The sequence below is a fragment of the Streptomyces sp. NPDC048257 genome (genome assembly GCF_043201855.1).
GTDB lineage: Bacteria > Actinomycetota > Actinomycetes > Streptomycetales > Streptomycetaceae > Streptomyces.
Genome location: NZ_JBICZI010000001.1, coordinates 378,071 through 403,998, shown reverse-complemented (window position 1 = coordinate 403,998; position 25,928 = coordinate 378,071). Strand labels below are relative to the sequence as shown.

General features: G+C 74.1%; 29 protein-coding genes. 20 read left to right on the top strand and 9 right to left on the bottom strand.

What is annotated here, in order from left to right:
• Positions 1-210: 210 nt before the first annotated feature.
• Positions 211-843 carry a TetR/AcrR family transcriptional regulator gene (locus ACGFZK_RS01990; RefSeq protein ID WP_393846866.1) on the bottom strand — a complete coding sequence of 211 codons (633 nt, stop codon included), beginning with the start codon at positions 841-843 and terminating at the stop codon, positions 211-213.
• A 164-nt stretch (positions 844-1,007) separates the two neighbouring features.
• Between ACGFZK_RS01990 and ACGFZK_RS01985 the strand changes: the two genes are divergently transcribed.
• The 9 genes from ACGFZK_RS01985 to ACGFZK_RS01945 all read left to right on the top strand — a co-directional run bounded on the left by ACGFZK_RS01985 (position 1,008) and on the right by ACGFZK_RS01945 (position 8,818).
• Complete coding sequence (locus tag ACGFZK_RS01985; protein WP_393846865.1) at positions 1,008-1,859, top strand: phosphatase PAP2 family protein; 852 nt, start codon at positions 1,008-1,010, stop codon at positions 1,857-1,859.
• Positions 1,856-2,746 carry a hypothetical protein gene (locus ACGFZK_RS01980; RefSeq protein ID WP_393846864.1) on the top strand — a complete coding sequence of 297 codons (891 nt, stop codon included), beginning with the start codon at positions 1,856-1,858 and terminating at the stop codon, positions 2,744-2,746. The genes ACGFZK_RS01985 and ACGFZK_RS01980 overlap by 4 nt, the downstream gene beginning before the upstream one ends.
• A 92-nt stretch (positions 2,747-2,838) precedes the next feature.
• Entirely contained in the window at positions 2,839-3,105 is a 267-nt protein-coding gene (locus ACGFZK_RS01975) for a GlsB/YeaQ/YmgE family stress response membrane protein (RefSeq protein WP_030390536.1), read from the top strand.
• 165 nt (positions 3,106-3,270) lie between these two features.
• Positions 3,271-3,810: a hypothetical protein gene (locus ACGFZK_RS01970; RefSeq protein ID WP_393846863.1), complete on the top strand. Its 540-nt coding sequence runs from the start codon at positions 3,271-3,273 to the stop codon at positions 3,808-3,810.
• Positions 3,811-3,814: 4 nt separating this feature from the next.
• Positions 3,815-4,294 carry a ribonuclease E activity regulator RraA gene (gene rraA / locus ACGFZK_RS01965; protein ID WP_393846862.1) on the top strand — a complete coding sequence of 160 codons (480 nt, stop codon included), beginning with the start codon at positions 3,815-3,817 and terminating at the stop codon, positions 4,292-4,294.
• Positions 4,295-4,451: 157 nt separating this feature from the next.
• Complete coding sequence (locus ACGFZK_RS01960) at positions 4,452-6,080, top strand: peptide-N4-asparagine amidase (RefSeq protein ID WP_393846861.1); 1,629 nt, start codon at positions 4,452-4,454, stop codon at positions 6,078-6,080.
• A gap of 27 nt (positions 6,081-6,107) precedes the next feature.
• The gene (locus tag ACGFZK_RS01955; RefSeq protein ID WP_393846860.1) at positions 6,108-7,232 is read left to right on the top strand and encodes a serine/threonine-protein kinase; all 1,125 of its coding nucleotides are present in this window, start codon (positions 6,108-6,110) and stop codon (positions 7,230-7,232) included.
• Positions 7,229-7,810 (top strand): hypothetical protein, encoded by a 582-nt coding sequence (locus ACGFZK_RS01950; protein WP_393846859.1) that lies wholly within the window; start codon positions 7,229-7,231, stop codon positions 7,808-7,810. Before ACGFZK_RS01955 ends, ACGFZK_RS01950 begins: the two co-directional genes overlap by 4 nt.
• A 69-nt stretch (positions 7,811-7,879) precedes the next feature.
• Positions 7,880-8,818: a squalene/phytoene synthase family protein gene (locus ACGFZK_RS01945; protein WP_393846858.1), complete on the top strand. Its 939-nt coding sequence runs from the start codon at positions 7,880-7,882 to the stop codon at positions 8,816-8,818.
• Here the strand turns inward: ACGFZK_RS01945 and ACGFZK_RS01940 are convergent.
• Together ACGFZK_RS01940 and ACGFZK_RS01935 are read right to left on the bottom strand one after the other, a co-directional pair.
• Positions 8,815-9,489, bottom strand: coding sequence for a transglycosylase SLT domain-containing protein (locus tag ACGFZK_RS01940; RefSeq protein WP_393846857.1), 675 nt, complete (start codon positions 9,487-9,489; stop codon positions 8,815-8,817). The genes ACGFZK_RS01945 and ACGFZK_RS01940 overlap by 4 nt on opposite strands.
• Positions 9,490-9,885: 396 nt before the next feature.
• Positions 9,886-10,821, bottom strand: coding sequence for a dihydrodipicolinate synthase family protein (locus ACGFZK_RS01935; protein ID WP_393846856.1), 936 nt, complete (start codon positions 10,819-10,821; stop codon positions 9,886-9,888).
• A gap of 71 nt (positions 10,822-10,892) precedes the next feature.
• Between ACGFZK_RS01935 and ACGFZK_RS01930 the strand changes: the two genes are divergently transcribed.
• From ACGFZK_RS01930 to ACGFZK_RS01920, 3 genes are all read left to right on the top strand, one after another.
• Positions 10,893-11,834, top strand: coding sequence for a LysR substrate-binding domain-containing protein (locus ACGFZK_RS01930; protein ID WP_393846855.1), 942 nt, complete (start codon positions 10,893-10,895; stop codon positions 11,832-11,834).
• A gap of 73 nt (positions 11,835-11,907) precedes the next feature.
• The gene (locus ACGFZK_RS01925; RefSeq protein WP_393846854.1) at positions 11,908-12,993 is read left to right on the top strand and encodes an S-(hydroxymethyl)mycothiol dehydrogenase; all 1,086 of its coding nucleotides are present in this window, start codon (positions 11,908-11,910) and stop codon (positions 12,991-12,993) included.
• Positions 12,994-13,120: 127 nt separating this feature from the next.
• Positions 13,121-14,425, top strand: a complete 1,305-nt coding sequence (locus tag ACGFZK_RS01920) for an alpha/beta fold hydrolase (protein ID WP_393847259.1) — start codon at positions 13,121-13,123, stop codon at positions 14,423-14,425.
• A 62-nt stretch (positions 14,426-14,487) separates the two neighbouring features.
• Here the strand turns inward: ACGFZK_RS01920 and ACGFZK_RS01915 are convergent, their stop codons facing one another.
• Complete coding sequence (locus ACGFZK_RS01915) at positions 14,488-14,958, bottom strand: MBL fold metallo-hydrolase (RefSeq protein ID WP_393846853.1); 471 nt, start codon at positions 14,956-14,958, stop codon at positions 14,488-14,490.
• 39 nt (positions 14,959-14,997) lie between these two features.
• Here ACGFZK_RS01915 and ACGFZK_RS01910 point away from each other — a divergent pair, with 39 nt between their 5' ends.
• Both ACGFZK_RS01910 and ACGFZK_RS01905 read left to right on the top strand, forming a co-directional pair.
• A complete protein-coding gene (locus ACGFZK_RS01910) occupies positions 14,998-15,759 on the top strand; it encodes a PIG-L deacetylase family protein (RefSeq protein ID WP_393846852.1) in 762 nt (253 codons plus the stop codon).
• A 72-nt stretch (positions 15,760-15,831) separates the two neighbouring features.
• A complete protein-coding gene (locus tag ACGFZK_RS01905; protein WP_393846851.1) occupies positions 15,832-16,665 on the top strand; it encodes an enoyl-CoA hydratase/isomerase family protein in 834 nt (277 codons plus the stop codon).
• On the opposite strand, the gene ACGFZK_RS01900 is transcribed toward ACGFZK_RS01905, so the two are convergent.
• From ACGFZK_RS01900 to ACGFZK_RS01890, 3 genes are all read right to left on the bottom strand, one after another.
• The gene (locus ACGFZK_RS01900; protein WP_393846850.1) at positions 16,652-17,455 is read right to left on the bottom strand and encodes a hypothetical protein; all 804 of its coding nucleotides are present in this window, start codon (positions 17,453-17,455) and stop codon (positions 16,652-16,654) included. The genes ACGFZK_RS01905 and ACGFZK_RS01900 overlap by 14 nt on opposite strands.
• 48 nt (positions 17,456-17,503) lie before the next feature.
• The gene (locus tag ACGFZK_RS01895; protein ID WP_393846849.1) at positions 17,504-18,397 is read right to left on the bottom strand and encodes an SDR family oxidoreductase; all 894 of its coding nucleotides are present in this window, start codon (positions 18,395-18,397) and stop codon (positions 17,504-17,506) included.
• Between the two features lie 63 nt (positions 18,398-18,460).
• Positions 18,461-19,576 (bottom strand): hypothetical protein, encoded by a 1,116-nt coding sequence (locus tag ACGFZK_RS01890; protein WP_393846848.1) that lies wholly within the window; start codon positions 19,574-19,576, stop codon positions 18,461-18,463.
• Positions 19,577-19,789: 213 nt separating this feature from the next.
• Here ACGFZK_RS01890 and ACGFZK_RS01885 point away from each other — a divergent pair, with 213 nt between their 5' ends.
• The 6 genes from ACGFZK_RS01885 (at position 19,790) to ACGFZK_RS01860 (ending at position 25,077) form a co-directional block, all read left to right on the top strand.
• On the top strand, positions 19,790-20,767 hold the full coding sequence (locus tag ACGFZK_RS01885) for an NADPH:quinone oxidoreductase family protein (RefSeq protein WP_393846847.1): 978 nt from the start codon (positions 19,790-19,792) through the stop codon (positions 20,765-20,767).
• Positions 20,764-21,957 (top strand): acyl-CoA dehydrogenase family protein, encoded by a 1,194-nt coding sequence (locus ACGFZK_RS01880; RefSeq protein WP_393846846.1) that lies wholly within the window; start codon positions 20,764-20,766, stop codon positions 21,955-21,957. Before ACGFZK_RS01885 ends, ACGFZK_RS01880 begins: the two co-directional genes overlap by 4 nt.
• Positions 21,954-23,096: an acyl-CoA dehydrogenase family protein gene (locus tag ACGFZK_RS01875; RefSeq protein WP_393846845.1), complete on the top strand. Its 1,143-nt coding sequence runs from the start codon at positions 21,954-21,956 to the stop codon at positions 23,094-23,096. The genes ACGFZK_RS01880 and ACGFZK_RS01875 overlap by 4 nt, the downstream gene beginning before the upstream one ends.
• Positions 23,097-23,215: 119 nt before the next feature.
• Complete coding sequence (locus ACGFZK_RS01870) at positions 23,216-23,755, top strand: GNAT family N-acetyltransferase (protein ID WP_393846844.1); 540 nt, start codon at positions 23,216-23,218, stop codon at positions 23,753-23,755.
• Between the two features lie 59 nt (positions 23,756-23,814).
• Positions 23,815-24,183, top strand: a complete 369-nt coding sequence (locus ACGFZK_RS01865) for a tyrosinase family oxidase copper chaperone (protein WP_393846843.1) — start codon at positions 23,815-23,817, stop codon at positions 24,181-24,183.
• Between the two features lie 30 nt (positions 24,184-24,213).
• On the top strand, positions 24,214-25,077 hold the full coding sequence (locus ACGFZK_RS01860) for a tyrosinase family protein (RefSeq protein ID WP_393846842.1): 864 nt from the start codon (positions 24,214-24,216) through the stop codon (positions 25,075-25,077).
• Positions 25,078-25,141: 64 nt separating this feature from the next.
• Here ACGFZK_RS01860 and ACGFZK_RS01855 read toward each other — a convergent pair whose 3' ends face one another.
• Both ACGFZK_RS01855 and ACGFZK_RS01850 read right to left on the bottom strand, forming a co-directional pair.
• Positions 25,142-25,429: a chaplin gene (locus ACGFZK_RS01855; protein WP_030761160.1), complete on the bottom strand. Its 288-nt coding sequence runs from the start codon at positions 25,427-25,429 to the stop codon at positions 25,142-25,144.
• A gap of 97 nt (positions 25,430-25,526) precedes the next feature.
• Positions 25,527-25,856 (bottom strand): hypothetical protein, encoded by a 330-nt coding sequence (locus tag ACGFZK_RS01850; protein ID WP_393846841.1) that lies wholly within the window; start codon positions 25,854-25,856, stop codon positions 25,527-25,529.
• Positions 25,857-25,928 lie beyond the last annotated feature (72 nt).

Genomic DNA, 25,928 nt, shown 5'->3' with positions numbered 1-25,928 from the left:
GGGCCTAGCCCCCCCGGGAGTAATCCCCCGGTCCCTGGGGCGCGCCCCCGGGCGGCGGGGCGCCGGGGTGTGGGGGGCCCCCACCCCGGCGGGGGGGGCCCCCCCGGGGGGGGGGGCCCCCCCCCCCGGTCCGGGTGGCGCGCTGCCGCCGTCCCCACGAGGCAGCGCGGGCAGGTCGCCGTCAGGTCATCAGGACGGCGGCCCGCCGGTTCAGGGGGCCCGCCCGGCCGGGGGCCGGGTGGGGTGGGACGGTGCGAGGCCCAGGGACGGGAGCATGACGGCGTCGACGAACCGCACCAGGTAGTCGGCGTCCGCGTACCGTCCCTCCAGCACCGGCCGGATGCGGAGCACACCCATCAGCTGGGCCGGCAGGAACTCCACGGCCGGGTGGTCCGCGGCGATCTCACCGCGGTCCACGGCCCGTCCGACCATCGCCGCGAACGCGGCCAGCTCCGGCTCGACCAGGGCCTCGCGCAGGGCGGCCTGGAGCTCCTCGTCGCTGAGCACGGCGTGCCCGAGGGCCTGGGTCAGCCGGGTGTCCCTGCCCGAGGTGCCGGCCGCGATCCGGGCGGCCTCGCGCAGGTCGCCCGCCAGCGATCCGGTGTCCACGGCGACGAGCGAGCCGTGCCGCCCCGCGCGCAGGGCGGCGGCGACCAGCTGGGGCTTGGTCTTCCACTGCCGGTAGAGCGTGGACTTGCCACAGCTGGCCCGGGCGGCGATGCCCTCCATCGTCAGGGCCTCGTAGCCGTGCTCGCGCAGCTGCTCCAGGACGGCGTCGTAGAACTCCTGCTCACGCTCCGGTGTGATCTTGGAGCGGCGCGCGGGGGCCGGTGTCGACGTCATGGATGCGGCTCTCCTGGGGGTCGCCTGGGCGGCAGGTTCCACTCGGGTTCCACTACGGAAGTGTACGGGAACGCGACCGTATCGGTACACCAGCGTATCGATACGCCAATGTATCGATACACTGGCGTGTCGCAGTGCGCGTAAACAGGAAGAGAGACCGGGGGATGAGCTCCCACACCACACCTGCCGAGCCGGCAGCCGGACCGAGAGCCGCGCGCCGCCGCCTCATACGCGAGCTCCTGCTCGTCGCGGGATTCTTCACCGTCTACAAGGCGGGCCGGCTGCTCTCGACCGACCGCACCGACGAGGCCTTCCGCAACGCGGCGCGCATATGGGACGCCGAGCGCGCCCTGCACGTGCCCGGCGAAGGCGCCGTGCAGCGGCTGCTGCTCCACGGTGACGCCCTCGTCACCACCGCGAACACCTACTACGCGGGTGTCCACTTCCCCGCGACCGCGCTCTTCCTGATCTGGCTCTACGTCCGCCGCCCCGCCCACTACCTGTGGACGCGCCGCGTACTCGCGGGGCTCACCGGAGCCGCCCTCGTCCTGCACCTGGCCTTCCCGCTCGCGCCCCCGCGCCTGCTCGGCGCCGCGCAGCTGATCGACACGGCCCAGGTCTACGGGCCCAGCGTCTACCGGGCCGCACCGGCCGAGGACACCCTGGCCAACCAGTTCGCCGCCATGCCCTCACTGCACTTCGGCTGGGCGCTGATGCTCGCGCTCGGCATGATCGCCGCCACCTCCTCGCGCTGGCGCGCACTGTGGCTGCTGCACCCGCTGCTGACCCTCCTCGTGATAGTCGGCACGGCCAACCACTACTGGCTCGACGCCGTCGTGGCCGCCGTCCTCCTCGGGGCGGCCCTGCTGCTCATCCCGCGGCCCCGCGCGGGCGGCACCCCGGACGACGGCGCCGGCCCGGACCCGCAGACGGCCTCGGAGAGCGAGCCGGACACCCCCGTACGGGACCTGCCGCGCCCGCGGAGCGCGGACGCACCGGTAGGGGCCGGGCAGTGAACGACACCGCCCTCGCCGTCGGGCTCTGCCTCGCGTCGGCGGTGGCCTACGCGGCCGCCGCCGTCGCCCAGGAACGGCTCGCCCGGGCCGCCGTCGCGCGCAGCGCCAAGGCCCTGATGGCCTCCGGCGCCTGGTGGTGGTCGGCCGGGCTGAACGCCGCCGCGGCGCTGCTGCACGCGGCGGCCCTGCGGTACGGGCCGCTCACCCTGGTGCAGCCGCTCGGCGCGCTCACCCTGGTGGCCGCGGTCCCGCTGGGGGCGCGCAGGTCCGGCCGCCGGGTGGTGGCCACCGAATGGCGGGGGACCCTGGCCACCGTCGCCGGGCTCGGCCTGCTGCTGCTCCCGGCCTCCGGACCGGCCCCCGACGACACCCTCACGCTGATCGAGGCGCTGGCCGTCTCCGGGGCGACGGTCGCCGTGATCCTGATGCTGACCGCGGTCAAGGACCCGCGCTCGGGCCTGCGCCACGCGACCGCGTCCGGGCTGGCCTCCGCGGCGGCCTCCGCCCTGACCCAGACGGTGGCCGTGGCGGCCGGTCGCGGCGGAGCCCTGCTCAGCGCCCGGGTCGTCGCGGTGGCCGTGCTCGTCATGGTGTTCGCGGTCGGCGGGATGCTCCTCTCGCAGCGGGCCTACCGCGGCGGACTCGGCGCCCCGCTCGCCGTGGTGAACCTGGCCAACCCGCTGGCGGCCGCCGCCATCGGCATGGTCCTGCTCGGCGAACGACTGCAGGGGGGAGCGACGGGACTGCTGCTGGCGGTGGCCGGAGCCGTCCTGGCGGCGCGCGGGGTGGTCCTGCTCACCCGGGCGCCGTCCGCCCCGGCGGGTCCGGGTGCCGGCGCCGCTGTGGCGGCCGAGATCCCCGTGCCGGCGGGCCGCGTGGCGGTCTGAGTCACGGAGAACCGATGCGGCCCCGGACGCGTCCTGTCAGGAGAACACCCGAACGACTGAACGACCGGACGACCGAAGCGGAGTGACTGGACATGGGGATCGTCAGCTGGATCATCCTGGGACTGCTGGCCGGAGGCATCGCCAAGGTCCTGCTGCCCGGCCGGGATCCCGGTGGCCTGATCGGCACCACCCTCATCGGCGTCGCCGGAGCCTTCATCGGCGGCTGGCTCTCGGCGAAGGTCCTGGACAAGCCGATCCAGACCGAGTTCTTCGACCTCGCCACCTGGGGCTCCGCCATCGCGGGCTCGCTGGTCCTGCTGATCGGCTACCGCATCCTGTTCGGCAACTCCCGGGACTGACCACAACCCCCGACCCCCGGCCGCGGCCCCGGCTCGACCCCCGGCCCCGGCCCCCGGCTTCCCGCAGGCCTCGGCACGGGCCGGATCCGGGTCGACGCCTCGCGCCGCCTCGAACTGAGCCCGCATCCACCCGGCAGCGCCCGGCCGCCCGTCGGGTTCCAGCCGATGTCCGGCTCCAACTTCAGGATCGCGACCGGCGACGAGCACCTCGCCCACGCCGCCGCCCGGCTGGTCGGCCACGAGGCCTCGCTGTGCCGGCCCACCCGGTGGAAGCAGGCGCTGGCCGCGCCCACCGACCGTCGCTTCCCGCTGCCCGCCGCACCCGTCACGGACGGCGGACACGTCGTCTGGGGCCGCACCTTCGAGGAGGACTGGGACCGCCGCCTGCGCGCGGGCCCGGCCCCCGAGCGGCCGACCGCCCCCGGGCTCACCGCCGTTCCCCTCCCTCGCCCCGCCCGCATCGTCCACCGCGCGCACACCCGGGGTCTGCTCGTCCTGGCGGCGGCGTTCTTCACCGCCCTGCCGTTCCTGCTCGGCCTCGTCCCGCAGCCGGCGGCGCTGTTGCTCGCGGTGTGCGCGGGTGTGCTCGTCCTCGGCGCGGGGCTGCGGATCAGCGGCTGCGCGGTCCCACCGGACCCGCGGCTGTGGACCGTACGCTGGCCGCACCACCGCGATCTACGAGTACGAGCAGCGAGGAACCGGTAGCCAGATGAGTGTCACCCCCGTCCCCACAGCCGACCTGTACGACGAGTACGGCGAGTCCCTCGCCATCTGCGGTACCGCGTTCCGCCAGTTCGGCGGCCGCCGGCTCTTCGCGGGCCCCGTACGGACCGTCCGCTGCCACGAGGACAACGCGCTGCTGCGCACTCTCCTGCACACGCCGGGCGAGGGCGCGGTGCTCGTCGTGGACGGCGGCGGCTCGCCGCGTACCGCCCTCGTCGGCGACCTCATCGCGGGCGCGGCCGAGGCCAACGGCTGGGCCGGCCTGATCATCAACGGATCGGTCCGCGACAGCGTCGCCCTCGGCGGGCTCGACCTCGGCATCAAGGCCCTGGGCGCGGTCCCCCGCAAGAGCGGCAAGACCGGCGAGGGCGCGGTCGACGAGCCCGTCACCATCGGCGACATCACCTTCCGCGCCGGGGACACCGTCCACGCGGACGACGACGGAGTGGTCGTCCTGCCCCGCTGACACCCGGAAGGGACCGGAGCGGACCGGACCGGACCGGACCGGAGCGGACGGGAGCGGAGCGGAGCGGACGGGAGCGGACGGGAGCGGATCAGAACCGGCCAGGGCCGCAGCGCCGGCCCTGGCACGGCCGCGGCGGGCCGGGTTTCACTGCGGGCCCATGAGACGACGACACCGGATCACCGGCCTGCTCGGCGCGATCGCGCTGACCGCCGCCACCCTCGCCGCCGCGGGACCCGCGTACGCCGGGAACCAGGCCGCAGACCCGCCGCCCGCCGAGTTCGGCACCGACTGGCACGACCCCCTCACCGCGGCCCCGCCCGTCACCCGGCCCGCGACCCGGTCCTGCCAGGTCACCCTCGCCGAGGCGCAGTTCCGCGACTTCACCCCGTACCGGGGCGACTACACGCCGCCCGCCGGCTGCGGCACGGGACGCTGGGCCAAGGTGGTCCTGCGCCTCGACGGCAAGGTCAAGGGCCGCCAGTACGACCGCCTCGGCCACCTCTCCCTCGGCGGGGTGGAGGTCCTGCGCACCTCCACCCCGCAGCCCTCGCCCGACGGCATCACCTGGTCCGTCGAGAAGGACGTCACCCGCTACCGCGACACCCTGGCCCGCCCGCAGCCCGTGGAGATGCTCATCGGCAACGTCGTCGACGACACCTACACCGGCGTCATCGACGTCAAGGTGACCCTGACCTTCTACGCCGCCGACGGCCGCACCCCGGCCCCCGACACCCCCGACCGGGTCCTGCCCCTCACCTCCCCGTCGGTCACCACCCCGCGCAACACCGAGCGCCTCCTCGCCGAGGTGTACGCCACCGGCTCGGGCGGCGGCTGCGAGGAGTACTGGTACATGACCACCCCGGACGCGGCCCCGTACTCCTGCAAGGCCGCCGACGGCCCGCACCGCGAGGTCCGCGTCCTTGTCGACGGCCAGGTCGCCGGCATCGCCGCGCCCTTCCCCACCGTCTGGACCGGAGGCTGGTCCAACCCCTTCCTCTGGTACGTCACCCCCGGCCCGCGCGCCTTCGACGTCCAGCCGATCCGCTACGACCTCACCCCCTACGCCGCCCTCCTCAACGACGGCCGGCCGCACCGGATCGAGGTGTCCGTCGCCGGGGTGCCGGCCGGACAGAGCGGCTGGAGCACCCCCACCAATCTGCTGATCTGGCAGGACGAGGCCCGCCAGGTCGTCACCGGTGCACTGACCCGGCACGAGGAGAGCGATCCGACGGGCCACTCCCGCTGGACCCCCGCCGCGCCCGGCGGACAGCACCGGCTGGACACCGAGGGCGGCCACCGGCTGACCGTCGCCGGACACCTGAACACCTCCCACGGCCGGGTCGCCACCACCGTCACCCGCGCGGTGCACGGCACCTCCGTCCACCGCTGGACCGACGGCGAGAACCAGGACGCGCTCACCGCCACCTGGACCGACGAGGAGAGCGTGACGCACGGGCCGGCCACCACCCGGACCGCCCGCACCTACACGATGGACGGCGAGACCACCCTCGGCGCCGGAGACCGGCTGCGCACCGTCCTCTCGCTCGGCGACCAGGCGGACACCGTCACCCTGCGCGGCGGGCGGACCGTCGACAGCTCCCGGCTCGACGACCGGTACACAGGGGACGCCACCTACACCGCGAACGTCCCGCGCGACCAGCGGCACGCCGTCGCCACCACCTCCGCCCGCCACCGGTTGTACGGGTCGGCAGCACCCGGCGGCTGTTACGACCGCACGGTGGCCACCACTCAGGGCACCCTCACGGTGGACCGCCGACGCTGCTGATTCCTCCGCCCCCTACGATGAGCGGCCATGGATACGAGTGAGGCCGGCAGACAGCTGATCGACGGCCGTTTCGAGCTGGTCGCACCCCTGGGCAGCGGGGGCATGGGTACGGTGTGGCGCGCCCGCGACATCGCCCTGCACCGCGAGGTCGCACTCAAGGAGGTGCGCCCGCCGGACCCGGCGACCGCCGCCGCCCAGCCCGGTCTCACCGACCAGCTGCGCGAACGGGCCGTCCGCGAAGCCCGCGCCCTCGCCCGCCTCGCCCACCCCCACGTGGTGACGATCCACCACATCGTCGAACCGGCCGACGGCGCGGACGGACACCCGTGGATCGTCATGGAGCTGGTCCAGGGCGGCTCCCTGCACGACCGGTTGGCGTCCGGCCCGATGCCGCCCGCCGACGTGCTGCGGCTCGGCCTCGACGTGCTCTCCGCGCTGCGCGCCGCCCACGACGAAGGGGTGCTCCACCGCGATGTGAAGCCGGCCAACGTACTGCTGCGCCCCAGCGGGTCGGCGGTGCTCACCGACTTCGGCATCGCGGCCCTGCACGGATCGACCGGGCTCACCTCGACCGGAGTGCTGATCGGCTCGCCGGAGTACATCGCGCCCGAACGCGTCCGCGGGGAGGAGGGGCTGGCCGCCTCCGACCTGTGGTCGCTGGGCATGCTGCTCTACGTGGCCGCGGAGGGGGTCCACCCGCTGCGCCGTGCCACCAGCCTGGCCACGGTCGTCGCGGTGCTCGACGAGCCGATCCCGGCGCCCGTGCGCTCCGGCCCGCTGGCCCCCGTACTGGAGCGGCTGCTCGTACGGGACCCGGCGGCGCGGCCGGACGGGGCGCAGCTGGAACAACTGCTCCGGGAAGCGAGCGCTGCTCTCGGATCCGGCTACGGGGCGGGCGCCGGGCCGGTCGCCGCCCCGGTGGCCGCGCCGCGGGTCGCCCCCGCGCCGGTCGCCCCGGGTGCGTTCGGCCCCTATGGCGGCCCCTACGGATCGCCGCCCACCCCGCCGCCGTTCGGCCCGGGCGCCTCCCCCTACGGGGCCACCACGACGCCCGTCCCGCTGACGCGCGCCGCCCTGCGCAGGCGTCCGGCCCTGATCGGCGCCGCGGTGACGGCGGTGCTCGCGGCCGCCGTCGTCGGGATCCTCCAGTGATCCCCGACGGGAACTCCGGCGGCGACGACGCGGCCGACGCCCGCGCCACCCGGCCCTCCCTCGCCACCCCGGCCGGTTCCCCCGCCGCCGCCACCCCCGGCCCGAAGGCGAGTACGTCCAAGGCCGGCACGACCCGGGGGAGCATGCTCACCCCGCAGAACATCCGTACCGCCCTGGACGCGCTCAAGGAGAAGACCGGCACCACGACCTTCGTGGACCTCAAGGTCTACGACGGCTACGTGCTCGCCTCGATCCCCACCGCCGCCGGCGCCGAGACCGTCGACGCCTGGCAGTACCGCGACGGCACCGCCAAGCGCACGGGACCGGACGGCACGGTCGAGGAGGGCGAGCCGCTGATCGACATGGCGACCGTCAACTGGGACGCGCTGCCCGGCCTGCTGGAGCAGTCCAAGAAGGAGCTGGGCGTCGAGAAGCCGACCTCGACCTACGTGATCGTCGAGCCCTGGATGATGGACCAGGTGCCCTGTATGCGTCCCTACCTCAGCGACGAGTACGGCCGCGGCGGCTATGTGCTCGCCGGCATCGACGGCAAGGTCAAGAAGGTCGTCTCCTCCTGACATCGTGTACCCGTGCGCACGTCCGTGCGTACGCGCGTACGGTCCGACCGGTCAAGGAGTACGACCACCATGCCCAGCTGGCGCACCACCCTCACGGCGGCCGGGATCGCCGGCCCCCGGCTGCGCGACGACTACACGCACGCCGCCCGCCGGGTGCTCCGCCGCGAGCCCGCCCCGTACCTGGCGCTGCGTCTGCTCGCCGCGCCGCCGCTGGTGCCCTGCCTCGCCGCGGGTCTCGCCTTCATGAACCTGGTCGACGACGTCGCCGAGACCGGTACCCCGCAGCAACGGGCCACCGGTCTCGCCGCGTTGTCCGAGCGGGTGGAGGCGGCCCTGAAGACGGGGGACAGCCCCGACCCCCTGCTGCGGGCCTACGCGCACGCGGTGGACTCCCGCGGCCTGCCCCCGCAGTGGATCTCCCGCTTCCTGGAGGGGGCCGCCACCGCCGAGGCCGGCTTCGACGGCTTCGCCGCGGAGGAGGACTTCCAGACCTACCTCGACGACTACGCCTGGCCCGGGGTAATGGTCTTCACCGGGCTCCAGTACCGCGGTGGCCCCGACCCCGAACAGGCCGCGGGCTGGCGGCGGTTCGTCGACGCCGCCCAGCGCGTGGACTTCCTCGCCGACCTCTGCGGGGACCTCGCGGACGGGCGGCTCTGCATCCCGCGCGCCCGTCTCGCCGAGCACTCCGTGACCCGGGCCGATCTGGAACAGGCCCGCGACACCCCGGCCGTACGCGCCCTCCTCGCCGCCGAGTGCCGGCGTGCCCGTACGGCCCTGGGCGCCGCCCACGGCATCCTCGACCTCGCCGAACCCGGGCTGCGTCCCGTGATCGCGACCATGACGGAGCTGATGGCGCACCAGCTGACCGCCGTGGAGCGGGCGGGGGTCACCGCCCTGCGCCGGGACATCGGGTACGGCCTGGCGGCGCCCCTGCGGATCCTCGTCCGCGCCGCCCGACGTCGCCCCGCCCGAACCCGGCCGGCAGGGTCCGGGAGGTCTTCCTAGTAGGCCCCGTTGACGTTGTCGATCGAGCCGTAGCGCGCGGCCGCGTAGTTGCAGGCGGCGGTGATGTTGGCGACCGGGTCGTAGGAGTTCTGCGAGGTACCGGGCACGTGGTAGGCGCGGAAGGTCGGGTCGATGACCTGGAGCAGCCCCTTGGACGGGATGCCGTTCTGGGCGTTGATGTCCCAGTTGTTGATCGCCAGCGGGTTGCCGGAGGACTCGCGCATCACATTGCGGTGAATTCCGTTGTAGGAGCCGGGAATTCCGTGCTTGGCCATGACGGCGAGGGACTCGCGGATCCACCCGTCGAGATTGTTCGGGTAGGCACTGGCGGGCTTGGCGGCGGGCTTGGCCGCCGCGGCGGTCTTCGCCTGGGTGCCGATGGTCAGTTTGGTGCCGGGGCGGATGACCGACGGGTTGTCACCGACGACGCTCCGGTTGGACGCGTAGAGCTGCTGCCAGCCGCCGCTGAGGGAATGCTGCGCCGCGATCTGCGAAAGGCTGTCGCCCGCGACCACGGAATACGTCGTGGGAGCCGCGGTCGTCTCCACGGCCCCGGCGGTGGTCGCGCTGATCAGCGGGAGAGTGAGGGCCGCGCCACCGGTGCCGGCGAGAGCCAGCTTGCGGGTGATCCGGTAGTGCTTCGGCCGACGGTGCTTACCCTTTGCAGGCATGGCGGAATTCCTCACGTGGGGGGACGGGAGATCCCGGGCGGCGGCCGTATTCGGCGAGCGGACCACCAGGAACGAGGTGACCGTAGGCGAGCGCGCCGCGCGGGAACAAGACCCGAATTCCACCGATAGATCGACATCTCGCTTTCAGCCGGTCAAATGACCTTGAAGGGGTCGCGGTGCAATAGCCGATTCCCTTTCCGGGAAAAGGGAATCAGCCATTCCGTGGAAATGATGTTGGGGAGTTCCGTGTGGCTCACATCACGGGCCGTCGACCCGGAGGTCAATACGGGCAATCCCGCCCTCCAGGTGCCTCATCCGGGCGACTTACCCGTAGGTAGCAAATCGCTCATTCAGGACCCTTTCAGGGCGGATCGCCGGCCGGTCGATGTCCCCGCGTCACGCCAGGCCCTCCAGGGCGGCCGTCACCGCCGCCACGGCGCCCTCGGAGGCCGGCAGCAAGGGCAGCCGGACGTCCGGGGTCGGGATCCGCCCCTGTGCGTGCAGGACGCCCTTGAGCACCGCCGGATTGGGCTCGGCGAAGGCCGCCGCCGACATCCGGGCCAGGGCGTGCCCCAGCGGCCGCGCCCGCGCCACGTCGCCCGCCCGCCAGGCCCCGGCGAGCTCCGCGAACCGGTCCGTCGCCAGGTGCGCCGAGGCCAGGATCCCGCCCGCCGCACCCAGTGCCAGCAGCGGAGACAGGTACGCGTCGTCACCGGCCAGTACCTCGAAACCGGCCGGCAGGTCACCCAGCAGCGCCACCGCGTCCTCGCCGATGCCGCCGGCCGCGTACTTCACCCCCGCGACCCCCGGCAGCGAGCCGAGCGCCCGCAGCGCGGCCGCGTCCAGCGGCTGCCCGGTGCGGTACGGGACGTGATAGACGATCAGCGGTACGGGGCTCACCCCGGCCAGTCGCGCGAAGTGCGCCAGCACCCCCGCTGCAGAGGGCCGCACGAACGGCGGCACCGTCACCAGCGCCGCCCGCACCTGCGGCCACCGGGCCAGCCGGGCCAGCGAGACCTCGGCGGCCCGGGTGCCGCTCGCCCCCGCGCCCACGGTCAGCGGCGCGCCCCGCTCCCCGCAGACCCGGGCGCACACCCCGGTGACGAGGTCGCGCTCCGCCTCGTCGAGGCAGGCCGTCTCCGCGGTGGTGCCGAGCGCGACGATCCCGGTCGCCCCCGCATCGAGCACCCGGTGGGCGAGCGCCTCCAGTGCCTCGGCGGCGATGTCCCCGGTGCGGGTGAAGGGCGTGACGAGCGGTACGTGGATCCCGTGCAACGCGAGGGCTTCGGCCGCTGCGGTTGCTTCTGCTGCTGGTGCGATGTCCTGTGCCATGCCGAAGAGCCTCGCCCGCGCAAAGGATCCAATCCAGTTCGCGTTTCTTACCCGAACCGTAAGCTGAGCCGATGCTCGACGTACGACGCCTGCGCCTGCTGCGCGAACTCGCCCGCCGCGGCACCATCGCCGCCGTCGCCGAGGCCCTCACCTTCAGCCCTTCGGCCGTCTCCCAACAGCTCGGCGTCCTCGAGCGGGAGGCCGGCCTGCCCCTGCTGGAACGCACCGGCCGCCGGGTCCGCCTCACCCCCGCCGGCCAGAACCTGGTCCGGCACGCCGAGGCCGTTCTCGAGCGGCTGGAGCAGGCCGACGCCGACCTCGCCGAGGCACGTGGCGGCCTTGCCGGAGCCCTGCGGATCGGCGCCTTCCCCACCGCCACCCGGGCCATCGTCCCGGCCGCGCTGATCGATCTCGCCCGGCGCCACCCGGGGCTGGAGCCGATGGTCTCGGAGACCGACCCTGCGGCGGTGGCGCACGCCCTGCGGGCCGGAGACCTGGACGTGGCCCTGGTGCACGCGTACGACTTTGTACCCGCCGAGCCCGAGCCGGGACTGGCCACCGAACCGCTCTACGGCGAGGCGATGTACCTGGCCGCCCCCGCCGGCGACGACCCGGGGCCGCCCGGGGAGCCCGGGGAGCCCGACCAGGGCGCGGCCCTGCGCGCGCACGCCCGGGCGCCCTGGATCACCGCCACCCCCGGCACCCTCTGCCACGCCATGACCGTACGGGCCTGCCAGGCCGCCGGATTCACCCCGCGGGTCCGCCACCGGGTCGACGAGTTCGCCACCGTGCTCGCCCTCGTCGCGGCGGGCCAGGGCGTGGCCGTCGTACCGCAGCTCGGGGTCACGGGCCCGGCCGATCCGGCCGTACGCCTCACCCGCCTGCTCATGCAGCGCCGTACCAACCTCGCCTTCCGCAGCGGGGCCGGCACCCACCCGGCCGTGGCGGCCTTCGGCGCGGCACTCCGGGCCGCCGTACCACCGGATCTGGCCGGGTCACGCGCCGGAACGTGACACAACTCCCGTACCGCGTGCCGTCCGTGTACGTTCGTTGATCCAGACCGATTCGATCAGAGCGGGGTACGAAGTGACACATCGCGTACGAGGAGTCATCGCCCGGAGCAAGGGCGCACCGGTGGAGACGACGACGATCCTCGTGCCCGACCCGGGCCCCGGCGAGGCGCTCGTGCGGGTGCAGGCCTGCGGGGTCTGCCACACCGACCTGCACTACCGCGAGGGCGGCATCAACGACGAGTTCCCCTTCCTGCTCGGCCACGAGGCCGCCGGAGTCGTCGAATCGGTCGGCCCGGACGTCACCTCCGTGGCCCCCGGGGACTTCGTGGTCCTGAACTGGCGCGCGGTGTGCGGCACCTGTCGTGCCTGCCGGCGCGGCCGCCCGTGGTACTGCTTCGCCACGCACAACGCCACCCAGCCCATGACCCTGGAGGACGGCACCCCGCTCTCCCCGGCCCTGGGCATCGGCGCCTTCGCGGAGAAGACCCTGGTGGCGGCCGGTCAGTGCACCAAGGTGGACCCGGCGGCCGCCCCGGCCGCCGCCGGACTCCTCGGCTGCGGCGTGATGGCCGGCCTCGGCGCCGCCCTGAACACCGGCAACGTCGGCCGGGGCGACTCCGTCGCCGTCATCGGCTGCGGGGGAGTGGGCAATGCGGCCGTGGCCGGAGCCCGGCTGGCCGGCGCCTCGCGGATCATCGCGGTGGACCTGGACGACCGGAAGCTGGAGTGGGCCCGCGGCCTGGGCGCCACTCACACCGTCAACGGGCGCACGGAGGACGTGGTCAAGGCCATTCAGGGCCTGACCGGCGGCAACGGCGCGGACGTGGTCATCGAGGCCGTGGGCCGCCCCGAGACCTACCGGCAGGCCTTCTACGCGCGCGACCTCGCCGGGACGGTGGTCCTGGTGGGCGTGCCGACCCCGGAGATGAAGCTCGAACTCCCGCTCCTCGACGTCTTCGGCCGCGGCGGCGCCCTGAAGTCCTCCTGGTACGGGGACTGCCTGCCCGAGCGCGACTTCCCGCTGCTCATCGACCTCTACCTGCAGGGCCGCCTCGACCTGGACGCCTTCGTCTCCGAGACCATCCCGCTCGACGGCGTCGAGGACGCCTTCGCCCGGATGGAACGGGGCGAGGTCCTCCGCTCGGTCGTCGAGTTCTGACGCTCCGTCCGGCCCACTTCGCCCGGCGCGGCCCCGCCTAGAATCGGGCCACCACCCCGCGCCCCGCCGTCACCCGGCCGGGGCGCGGTCCTTCATCACCTCGTACCCCTGGGGGCCGTCCGTGACCATCGCACACAGCTACCGTCAGCCCGGCACGGTCCTCACCGACCACCGGTTCTCCGTCCCCCTGGACCACGCGCGCCCGGACGGGGAGCGGATCGAGCTGTACGCCCGCGAGGTCGTGGCCGCCGGCAAGGACCCCGGGACGCTGCCGTGGCTGCTCTACCTGGAGGGCGGTCCGGGCTTCGGCGCCCGCCGGTTCATCGGCCGCCAGGCCTGGCTGGACCGGGCCCTCACGGAGTACCGGGTGCTGCTGCTCGACCAGCGCGGAACGGGCCGCTCCACCCCCGTGAACCGGCAGACCCTGCCCCTGCGCGGCACGCCCGCCCAACAGGCCGAGTACCTCGCGCACTTCCGTTCCGACTCCATCGTGCGCGACGCCGAGACCATCCGCCCGGGTCTGACCGGCGGCGCCCCCTGGACCGTGCTCGGCCAGAGCTTCGGCGGCTTCTGCGCGACCCACTACCTCTCCACCGCGCCCGAGGGCCTCGCCGCCGCCCTCATCACCGGCGGCCTCCCCTCCCTGACCGCCACCGCCGACGAGGTGTACGAGGCCGCGTACCCCCGCATCGAGCGCAAGAACCGTGCCCACTACGCCCGGTACCCGATGGACGTCGAGCGCGCCCGCAGGATCGCCGCCCACCTCGCGGACCACCCGGCCGAGCTCCCCGGCGGCCACCGCCTGACCGTCGAGGGCTTCCAGTCCCTCGGCATCCTCCTCGGCGGCGGCGACGGTAGCCACCAGCTCCACTACCTGCTCGAGGACGCCTTCGTCCCGACCCCCGCCGGGCCCGCCCTCTCCGACGCCTTCCTGGAGAACGTCCGCGCCCTGCTCTCCTTCGCCGGACACCCCCTCTACGCGCTCGTCCACGAGGCGATCTACGCCCAGGACCCCGCCACGCCCACCGCCTGGGCCGCCGAGCGGGTGCGCGCGGGTCACCCCCGCTTCGACGCGGACAAGGCCCTCGCGGGCGACGAGCCGATGCTCTTCACCGGCGAGACCATCCACCCCTGGCACTTCACCGCCGACCCGTCGCTCGCTCCGCTGCGCGAGACCGCGGAACTCCTGGCCGCGCGCACCGGCTGGCAGCCGCTCTACGACCCGGCGCGCCTGGCCGCCAACGAGGTGCCGGTGGCCGCCGCCGTCTACCACGACGACATGTACGTGGACACCGCGCACTCGCTGGACACCGCCCGCTCCATCCGGGGCCTGCGGACCTGGGTGACGGACGAGTTCGAGCACGACGGCGTCCGCGCGGGCGGCACCCGCGTCCTGGACCGGCTGCTGGCCCTCGTACGCGACGAGGCATGACCGCTTCCGCGCAGGTCAGGGGTGTGATGGGGGCACCGGTTAACCGTTCCCGCAGGAGTTGATCACACCCCGCTCGCCCGCAGCGGCGCCACCGTCCAGTCCCACACCGGGTCCGCCCGGTCCGGCGCGGCCACCTCCGCGCGCTGCACGACGTACCGGGCCGCCGGGAAGAACGGCTCCCCGTCGGCCCCCGACGACCAGCCCGCGTGGTCCTCGTGAAGGTGGGTCAGCACCACCGCCTCCACATCGGCGGGGGCGATACCGGCCGCCGCGAGAGCCTCCGGCAGCCGGCCCGGCACCGGAGCCCACGCGGCGGCCGGGGACTGCGCCGGTCCGACCCCGGCGTCCACCAGCACCCAGCGCCCGCCGGGCCGGGCGATCGCGAAGCACCGGAAGGCCAGTGCCCACGCGCCGTCCGGCCCGAACGCGCCCGGATCCAGCGCCGCGGCCCGCGCCCACGCGGCCCCGTCCGCCCCCGGAAAGAGGGTGCGGGCCGGTTCGAAGAAGATCCCCGTGGCGTCGAGCAGCGCCACCACCCGTCCCTGTCGGTCCCTTCGCCTATGGTGCGAGGCATGACCGAACAACCCGATCAGCAGCCCACCTTGCAGCCCATGCCCGCCGACTGGACCCGCGCCCTCGCGGTGGTCGCGCACCCCGACGACCTCGAGTACGGGTGCGCCGCGGCCATCGCGGACTGGACGGACGGCGGCCGCGAGGTCGTCTATCTCCTCGCCACGCGCGGCGAGGCGGGCATCGACAGCATCGCCCCCGCCGAATGCGGTCCGCTGCGCGAGGCGGAGCAGCGGGCGAGCGCCGCGGTCGTCGGCGTGTCGGCCGTGGAGTTCCTCGACTACCGTGACGGCATCGTCGAGTACGGCCTCGGACTGCGCCGGGACATCGCCGCGGCCATCCGCCGGCACTGCCCCGAGCTGATCGTCACCCTCAACCACCGGGACACCTGGGGCGGTGCGCAGGGCGGCGGCTACTGGAACACCCCCGACCACAAGGCCGTCGGCCGGGCCGTACTGGACGCGGCCGGTGACGCCGGAAACCGCTGGATCTTCCCCGAGCTCATCGAGCAGGGCCTGGAGCCGTGGAACGGCGTGCGCTGGGTCGCGGTGGCCGGGTCCGCCACCCCGACGCACGCGGTCGACGCCGGACCCGGGCTGGAGCGGTCGGTGAAGTCCCTGCTGGAGCACAAGGCGTACATCGAGGTGCTCACGGACGAAGACCCGGAGAAGTACGTCCGCACCTTCCTCACCGGGAACGCCCAGCAGGCCGCGTCCCGGTTCGGCGGGCGTCCGGCCGTGCCGTTCGAGGTCTTCCCCCGCTGACCGGCCGGCCCTAGTCTGACGATTCGTCAGTTCGTCGGGTGGTCAGCCAGCGGGCCGGGGGTGCGGGACACGGTGATCGACACCATCTCCACGGAGATCGCGGAGGGTGAGGAGCGGATCCGGCTGGAGGCCGCGGACGGACTCGCGGTCCTCACCCTGTGCCGCCCGGACAAGCTCAACGGCTGGAGCTGGGAGTCCACCCGCCAGCTCGGCCTGCTCGCGGACCGGATCCGCTTCGACGCGTCCGTGCGGGCGGTGCTGCTCCGGGCCGAGGGCCGGGCGTTCTGCGCGGGCATCGACGTGAGCGCCCCGGGCGGCGCCATCACGGGCGGAACGGCCGCCGAGCGCACCCGCAACTACTACGAGGGCATCCGCTGGGTGCACGAGCGGTTCGCGGTCCTCGCCCGCCTCCCGCAGCCGGTGGTGGCCGCCGTACAGGGCTACTGCCTCGGCTTCGGCTTCGAGCTGGCGCTGATGGCCGATGTCCGGGTGGCGGCCGAGGACGCCGTCTTCGCGCTGCCGGAAGCCCGGCTGGGCGTGGCGGTGGACGCGGGCGGCGACCTCCGGATCGCCCGCGAGGCGGGTGCGGGCTGGGCCAAGTACCTGGCCCTGACGGGCCGCCGCATCGACGCCGAGACGGCGCAGCGCCTCAACCTGGTCCAACTGGTCGTCCCCGGCGAGGACCTGGAGTCCACCGCCCGCGCCGTGGCACGGGAGATCGCCGAGAACGCTCCCCTCGCGGTCCAGGGCATCAAGCGCGCGATCGACGCCTACGCCGATGCCGCCCTCCCCGCGGCCCTCGACCGGGTGGCGATGACCGCGGCCCTCACCCTCACCTCGGACGACTGCCGGGAGGGCTACACGGCCAAGGCCGCCCGCCGGCCCCCGCGCTTCAGCGGAGGCTGAGCACGGGCCGCGTCGAGAACTCCTCGTACAGGCCCGCGCCGTCCGGCCCGTACGTGAACTCGGCCGTGTACGGGTTGCGGTTGGCCGTGGCCAGCGGCAGCCAACCGAGCAGGTCGCCGTACCCGCCGCAGACGGCCTCGCCGCCGTCGCCGCCGTGCACGGCGGTCGGGTCGGCGCTCACCTCCGTGCGGTAGCTGTCGTAGGCGATGTGCAGCCCGAAGGCGTTCGGTTCGTGCCGTACGCCGCCGCTGCCCCCGTACGCCGGCTCGTCCAGGGGGCACTCGTTCCCCCAGCGGAACAGGGTTCCCGCCCCGGCCCCGCACGCGTGCTCCCACTCGTCGGCCCCGGGTATCCGCAGCCCGCGCGCAGCGAGCACGGCCGGCATGTCCGCCGGGGATTCGGACAGGTGTTCGTCCTCCACGGCCATGAGCACGGTGGCCAGCGTCGCGGTGCGCAACGGGCTGAGCACGTCGGCGAGGTAGGACTTCAGGTCGGGATGCCCGTACCCGTACCCCTCCTCGGCGCTCTCCGCGTAGTCGGCGCTCTGGGCGGGCGCCGGCTCCCAGGCGTCCAGGTCGAACCCCAGCCGCACCGTCCCGCCGGGTACGAGGGCGAACTCCCGCCCCTCGCGCTCGATGCGGACGCGGTGCAGCGGCCCGCCCAGGTGCTCGACGGCGTCGAGCAGCACCACCCGGCCACCCACCTGCGCGGCGGCTTCGTGGGCGAAGCGCCCGGCGGCGGCCAGGTCGAGCGAACGCCAGCGGTCGAGGGTCAGATCGGCGAGAGACATACGGCGATCCTCGCACCGGCCACTGACAACGGGACCGACACCCCCTAGCTAGGGGGCGAAGGGTCCGCGGCCCAGTTGGGTGCGGAGCGGGACCACCTCGGGGTTGACCACCGAGCGGCGCTGCCAGTTCGCCCCGTCCACCACCAGGGTGTGGCCGGTGACGAACCGGGCGTAGGGCGAAGCCAGGAAGGTGGCGGCCCAGCCCAGTTCACGCGGCACGCCGACCCGCAGGGCGGGCTGCCGGGCGTCCTTCGCTTCGGGCGCGGCGCGCTCCATGCCGCTCCGGATGTCCTGCGTCATGTCGGCGTGCGGGAACAGCCCGGGGACGAGCCCGTTGATCTGGATGCCGTACGGGCCCCACTCGACGGCGAGCGTCTCCACCAGGTTCTTCACCCCGGCCTTGGCCGCGGCGCTGTGGGCGAAGCCCGGCCCGCCCGTCCAGGCGTAGGAGGCGCCGATGTTCACGATCGAGCCGGGGGTGCCCGCGGCGAGGTGGCGGCGGCCGAACTCGCGGGTCATGAACCAGGTGCCCGTCAGGGTGATGTCGACCACCGCCCGCCACGCATGGGGGGAGAGGTCCTCCGCGGGGGAGGGGAAGTTCGCGGCCGCGTTGTTGACCAGCACGTCCGGCAGGCCGGAGGCCGCCTGCGCGGCGTCGAAGACCTCGGCGACCCGGTCGGGATCCCTGATGTCGCAGACTGCGGCCGTCACCCGGCCCGCGCCGGGGACGGCAGCCAGCTCCTCGCACGCCGCCTTGAGCTGCTCGGCGCGCCGGCTCGCGATCACCAGATCGGCGCCGAGCCGGGCGAACTCGGTGGCGATGGCCTTGCCCAGCCCGGTGCCGCCGCCGGTCACGAGGACCACCTGCCCCTCGTAGGTGCCGGAGGGCAGGGCGGCGGCGCCGAGCGCCGGTGGTGCGGGCAGCCCGCGGGGGTTCTCCATGCGCCCATCGATAGCGTGCGGGCGCTCAGATCACCACCCCCGGAGCCGGTCCGAGCCCTGTGACTAACTCCCCGGGTTGTAGGCCTGCTTGGTCGCGCAGGTCCAGATCACCGGCTTGAGCTTGCCCTTCGCGTTCACGGCCGCCCCGCCGACCCGGTCGGCGTCCGAGACCGCATCCGCCATGCTCGCCCTGCCCGCGGCCAGCCGCGGCAGGGCCTTGACCGGTCCGGAACCGGCCCGCAGCAGGGCCTGGTCCGGCAGGGTCATCTCGTCCGGGTGGAACTTGGCCGTGCCGACGCTGACGTTCGTCGTCGCACTGATCGCCTCGAACGTGCCGTACGGGTGCGAGCTCAGTGCGCCGGGCGAGGTGCCGGGGCCGGTGAGCGGGGGCTCCCAGACCCACGGGGTGTACTCGTGCCACGGTCCGGCCCAATCGTAGCCGACGATCCGGCGGCTCTCGTCGAGGTCCTGGACGTGGCTCTCGTTCGCGGTGGGGGCCGGCTGCCGGGCGGCAGTGCCGTCCCCTGGCCACAGCACGGGGTAGGTGCCCTGCAGGTGCGCGCCGGTTTCGGGGACCTCGTAGTCCTGGGTGGCCATGCCGAGGATGTCGCCCTGGTTGTTGATTCCGGTGACCATCGTGATCCGGGTGCCCGGTCCGGCGTCGGCCGGGACGGGCAGCTCGCGGACCTTCCGGCCGTCCTTCCACACGGTGCCGGTCCAGCTCCTGGAACGGGAGACCACGTACCCGGCGTCGTTGATGTCGGCCTCGTACTCGGAGCCGTCGCCGTCCGGCAGCGGGGTGATCGCCGCCGCGCCCGCCTGGTAGGTGAACAGGGAGGCGCCCCCGGAGCCGTGCAGGACACCCACCATCAGGCCGTGCGCGTTGACGGCGAGTACCCGACCCGTCTGGTCCGGGTCGGCCAGCGGGACCCGGTGCACCGTGGTGCCGGTCCAGTAGACGGGCTTGTAGCCCGAGACGCCGACGGCCAGGTCGCCCGCCCCGAGGTCGAAGACCCCCTGGCTGCGCTGGACATCGCGCGCGTACGACTCGTCCCCGATCGAGCCGAGCACCTGGATCTTCGGCGTGCACTTCGTCTCGGCCGCCAGCGCCGGGCCGGCGGCGGTGATCAGGCCCGCCAGAACGACGGCGGCTCCGGCCGCGGACATGCTTCTTCTCATGTGGTTGTCCCCCCTGGACAGGTGCTGTTCCCCGTTCACTCATGACACGTGCACGCCACATATTGCCTGACGGGTGGGGCGGAAGTGGCCTGAATGACACGCGTGGATTCGGCCCGGCGGGCCATGTACCCCGACCGATGGTTCCCAGAGAGGCAAGCGACTGCTTAGTATGCCCGCGGAGCGTGGTTCCTCGACGGCGGCTGGAGGCCCCGGATGCAGGCATGGCGAGTACATACCCCCGGCGAACCCCGAGAGGCACTGCGCCTCGAAGAGATTCCCGAACCGGTCCCCGGCGAGGGCGAGGTGCGGCTGCAGGTGCTCGCCGCGAACCTCAACTTTCCCGACGCGCTGCTCGTCCGCGGCCAATACCAGATCCGCCCGCCGCTGCCCTTCACGCCCGGCGTCGAGATCTGCGGCCTCACCGACGACGGCCGCCGCGTCATCGCCACCCCGAGCCTGCCCCACGGCGGCTTCGCCGAGTACGTGATCGCGTCCGAGCGGGCCCTGCTCCCGGCCCCCGAGAGCCTGGACGACGCCCAGGCCGCGGCCCTGCACATCGGCTACCAGACCGGCTGGTTCGGTCTGCACCGGCGCGCGCGCCTCCAGCCGGGCGAGACCCTGCTCGTGCACGCCGCCGCCGGCGGGGTGGGCAGCGCCGCGGTCCAGCTCGGCAAGGCTGCCGGGGCCACCGTCATCGGAGTCGTCGGAGGCAAGGCCAAGGTGCGTACCGCCGAGGAACTCGGCTGCGACCTGGTGATCGACCGTACGACCGAGGACGTCGTCTCCCGGGTGAAGGAGTTCACCGGCGGGCGCGGGGCCGACGTGGTCTACGACCCCGTCGGCGGCGACTCGTACACCGCCTCCGCCAAGTGCGTGGCCTTCGAGGGCCGGATCGTCGTCGTCGGCTTCGCGAGCGGCACCATCCCGGCCCCCGCCCTCAACCATGCCCTCGTCAAGAACTACTCGATCCTCGGCCTCCACTGGGGCCTCTACGCGGCCAAGGAGCCGGCCGCCATCCTGGCCTGCCACGCCGAACTCACCCGCCTCGCCACCGAAGGCGCCATCAAGCCCCTGATCAGCGAACTCGTGGCACTCCCGGGCGTCGCCGACGCCGTACAGCGCCTCGCCGACGGCGCCACCACCGGCCGGGTCGTCCTGGCCATGCCCCGGCAGCCGGGCGTGGTCCGATGACCGCGATCACCGCCGACCACCTGTGCACACGTGTCCGGGACCTGCTCGCCGCGCACCCGCCCGCCGACACCGACCGCGCCGACTTCCTGCGCGCCCGTTTCGACGCCGGACTCGCTTGGGTCCACTACCCCGAGGGCCTCGGCGGACTCGGCGCCCCCCGCTCCCTCCAGACCGTCGTCGACGCCGAACTGGAAGCCGCCGGCGCGCCCGACAACGACCCGCGCCGGATCGGCATCGGCCTCGGCATGGCCGCGCCCACGATCCTCGCGTACGGCACCGACGAGCAGAAGCAGCGCTTCCTGCGTCCCCTGTGGGTCGGCGACGAGGTCTGGTGCCAGCTCTTCAGCGAGCCCGGTGCCGGATCCGACCTGGCCGCGCTCGGCACCCGCGCGGTCCGCGAGACGGGCTCCGGCGACTGGATCGTGGACGGCCAGAAGGTGTGGACCTCCAGCGCCCACACCGCCCGCTGGGCCATCCTGATAGCCCGCACCGACCCCGCGCTCCCCAAGCACCGGGGCATCACCTACTTCCTGTGCGACATGCACGCCCCCGGCGTCGAGGTCCGGCCGCTGCGCCAGATCACGGGCGAGGCCGAGTTCAACGAGGTCTTCCTCACCGGCGTCCGCATCCCCGACGCCCACCGCCTGGGCGCCGTCGGCGAGGGCTGGGCGGTCGCCCGCACCACCCTGATGAACGAACGCGTCTCCATCGGCGGCATGCGCATCCCGCGCGAGGGCGGCATGATCGCCCCCGTCGCCGCCGCCTGGCGCGAGCGCCCCGAGCTGCGCACCCACGCCCTCCACCAGCGGCTGCTCGAACTGTGGGTCGAGGCCGAGGTCGCCCGTCTCACGGGGGAACGGCTGCGCCAGCAGCTCGTCGCCGGGCAGCCCGGCCCCGAGGGATCGGGCATGAAGCTCACCTTCGCCCGGCTCAATCAGGAGATCAGCGGGCTGGAGGTCGAACTCCTCGCGGAGGAGGGCCTCCTGTACGACGACTGGACCATGCGCCGGCCCGAGGGCGTCGACTTCACCGGCCGCGAGGCCGGCTACCGCTACCTGCGGGCCAAGGGCAACAGCATCGAGGGCGGCACCAGCGAAATCCTCCTCAACATCGTCGCCGAACGCGTCCTCGGCCTGCCCCCGGAACCGCGTGACGACAAGGACCTCGCCTGGAAGGACCTGGCTCGATGACGACACCGAAGGCACCCACGACACCGGTGGCACCGGCGGCGCCGACCGACCTGCTCTACTCCGGGACCGAGGACGAGCTCCGCTCCGCCGTACGCGCGCTCCTCACCGACCGCTGCGACGCGACGAGCGTCCTGGCCCGGGTCGAGACCGGCCGGCCCCACGACCCGGCGCTCTGGCACACCCTCGCCGTCGAGATCGGCGCGGCCGGCCTCCTCGTACCGGAGAAGCTCGGGGGCCAGGGCGCGAGCCACCGCGAGGCGGCCGTGGTCCTGGAGGAACTGGGCCGGGCCGTGGCGCCCGTCCCGTACCTGACGAGCGCCGTACTCGCCACGGAGATCCTGCTCGGCTGCGACACCGCGGAAGCCGCCCCGCTGCTGCGGGAACTGGCCTCGGGCGGCACGGTGTGCATCCCGGCCCTGCCGCTGACCCTCGCGCCGGGCGCACCCCTCCCGGCCGCCGTACGGGACCTGGGCGGCGGGATCCTGACCGGGACGGTCACCTCCGTGGCGGACGCGGTGGCCGCCGACGTCCTGCTGGTGCCGGCCGACACCGGGCTCTACGCCGTCCCGGCCGCCTCGGCCCGGCTGACCCCGCAGGTCCCGCTGGACCTGACCCGCCCGCTCGCCAGCGTCACGCTGGAGGCCGCCGCGGGCACCCGCCTCGCCGACCCCGGAACGGCCCGGGCGGCCGTCGCCGGAGCCCTGCTCTCCGGGGCCGGACTGCTCGCCTCCGAGCAGCTCGGGCTCGCCGAGTGGTGCCTGACCGAGACCGTCGGACACGTCCGGGGCCGCCACCAGTTCAACCGCCCCGTCGGCTCCTTCCAGGCCCTCAAGCACCGCCTCGCCCGGCTCTGGCTCGATGTGGCCTCCGCGCGCGCGGCGGCCAGGGCCGCGGCCGACGCCCTGGCCACCGCGGCCCCCGACGCCCCGCTGACGGTCGCCGTGGCGCAGGCCTACTGCTCGGGCGTGGCCGTCCGCGCCGCCGAGGAGTGCGTACAGCTGCACGGCGGCATCGGCATGACCTGGGAACACCCGGCCCACCTCTACCTCAAGCGCGCCAAGGCCGACTCCCTGACCCTGGGCACGGCGGGCCACCACCGTGGCCTGGTCGCCGACTTCGCGGAACTCCCGGCGCCTTAGGGGGTGTCCTGCCGGTCAGGCCGGGGCGGGGGCGGGGCCGGCCCCGGCCCGCCGGGTCTCCGGTGGCCCGCACCCGCCCCGCCTCGGGCGGGTCCACGGCCGGTCCCTATCCTCGCCCCATGACGGCCACCCTCACCGCGCTCTCCGCGACCGGACTCCGCGCCCACCGTGACGAACTCGCCTCCCTGCTGCTCGCCGTGGTCGACGGCGGCTCGTCCCTCGGCTTCCTCGCCGGGCTCGACCACCGGGGCGCCGCTGCCTGGTGGGACTCCCTGCTGCCGGCCCTCGAGGACGGGTCCCTCGCCCTGTGGGTCTCCCGCACCGGCGGTGACGGCCGCATCGACGGCACCGTCAGCTGGTACCGGGAGACCAAGGCGAACGGCCGCCACCGCGCCGAGCTGCGCAAGCTCATGGTCCACCCGGCGGCCCGCGGCCGGGGCACCGCCCGCGCCCTGCTCGCCGAGGCCGAGTCCGCCGCCGTCCGCGCCGGGGTGGTGCTGCTGTTCCTGGACACCGAGACCGGCAGCGGCGCCGAGCGGGTCTACCGCTCCGCCGGCTGGACGGAGGCCGGCACCATCCCCGACTACGCCGCCGACCCGGCGGGCCGGCTGCACCCCACCACCCTCTTCTACAAGCAGCTCCACGGCGCCAACGGGTGACCTCGCCCGCCGCGCGGCGTTAGACCCGTAGCCGCCGGCCACCGAGCGAGGGAGACCGTATGTCCGCAGCATCGCCCGCCGCACCACCGACCCGCCGCGCGGTCCTGCGTACGGCCTTCACCGCGGCCGTGCTCGCCGGTACGGCCGCGGCCCTGGCCCCCGTACTGCGCGCCCGGCGACCCCGGCAGACCCTCACCCCGGCGCCGCTCGCCGAGGAGGAGACGTACCGCGGCCGGCACATCGCCGTCGACGTCGCCGGGGTCCGCATCGACGGCCGCCCGCTGCACGTCATGCGCCGGGCCGACGGCAGCTACCTCAGCGGGATCAACCACTTCCAGTCCTATGCGACCCCACTGGAACTGGCCCGGGCCGCCGTCGACGAACTGGGCACCACCCAGCTCGCCTTCGCGGCCCCGCACCACGGCTGACACACCCACGGGAACGGGAGGAGCCCCGCGTTGCACATCCGGCAGAACCAGAAGAAACTCACCAGCGCCCAGAAGAAGCGGTTCACCGCGGCGGTGCTGGAGCTCAAGCGCGCGGGCGCCTACGACGCCCTCGTGCGCACCCACGACAAGTACTTCGTGCCCGACCGCGACCGCAAGCTGCGCGTCGGGCACATGTCCCCGTCCTTCTTCCCGTGGCACCGGCGCTACCTGCTGGAGTTCGAGAGGCAGTTGCAGCAGATCGACCCGGGCGTGAGCGTCCCGTACTGGGACTGGACCACCGACAGCAGCCCGGTCTCCTCCCTCTGGGCCGACGACTTCCTCGGCGGCACCGGCCGGGCGGGCGACCGCAAGGTGATGACCGGGCCGTTCGCCTACGACAAGGGCAACTGGACGGTGACCGTGGGCATCACCGAGTCCGCCTTCCTCACGCGCAACCTCGGCCGGCCGCAGAATCCGATCGCCCTGCCCACCGCGGCCGAACTCCAGTGGGCGATCGACGACCCGACCTACGACGTCACGCCCTGGGACTCCACGGCCACCGCGGGCGGCTTCCGCAACAAGCTGGAGGGCTGGGCGGCCCCCAAGAGCGAGCGCTGGCGCAACCACAACAAGGTCCACCAGTGGATCGGCGGCCACATGACGGGCGGTACCGCGCCCAACGACCCGGCGTTCTGGCTGCACCATGCCTTCGTCGACCTGATCTGGGACCGCTGGCAGCAGAAGCACCCGGGCTCCGGCTATCTGCCCGCCGCCCCCCTGGCCCTCGGCGACCTCCAGCGCGGCCGGGTCATCGCCCTCGACGAGCCGATGCCGCCGTGGAACATCACTCCGCGCGAGATGTCCGACCACCGGGGTCTGTACCGCTACGAATGACGCGCACGGAGAAGGGCCCCCGCCGTCCGGCGGGGGCCCTTCCCTCGATCAGCCGATCAGCCGATCAGTGGCCGTAGTCGCCACCCTCGGTGTGGTGGTCGGCGCCGCCGCCGGAGGCGTTGACGCAGGTGTTGCCGAACGCCGGGTTCAGCAGAGCGATCACGTTCACGGTGTTGCCGCAGACGTTGACCGGGACGTGGACCGGAACCTGGAGCAGGTTGCCCGACAGAACACCGGGGGAGCCGACCGCCGCACCGTGCGCTCCGGCATCGGCGACAGCCAGACCCGCACCGGCGACCACGGCGCTACCGGTGACAGCGGTGATGGCGAATGCCTTCGCGATACGCGACATCAAGATCTCCTCGTGAGATATGTGGGGCGCCACAGACTCTGTGGCATTTGACATGGCATACAACGCGGCGGAGGCCGAGGGGTCACGGTCCGTTCGCCTACCCGGCGACGGAAAAGCGGACGGACCCGAAGTACGGCCGCACCTGACCGACCTCGCCGGGCCGCATGACCCTGAGTGCGCGGCCCCTGCACCTGGGGCCCTCGTACAGCGTCGCCGAGCTCCGGGTCCCGTTGGTGACCGCCCGGGCGCCGCCGCCCTCCGCCTCGACGCAGCCCTTCGGCGCGGTCAGTCCGTGCACCCGGTCGTCCTGGCCGACGTACTGGAAGTCCGGTCCGGCGGCGGCCCGGGCAGCCGCCGGACCGGCGAGGAGCGTGGCGCCCGCCAGCAGCAGGACGGGCACGGCATGGTGGATACGCAGGAATCGCATGCCCGTCCAACCGGCCCGGGCCCGGACCCGGTCACGCCTTGTCACCCGTGGGACGGCTGTGCGACCGTGCGA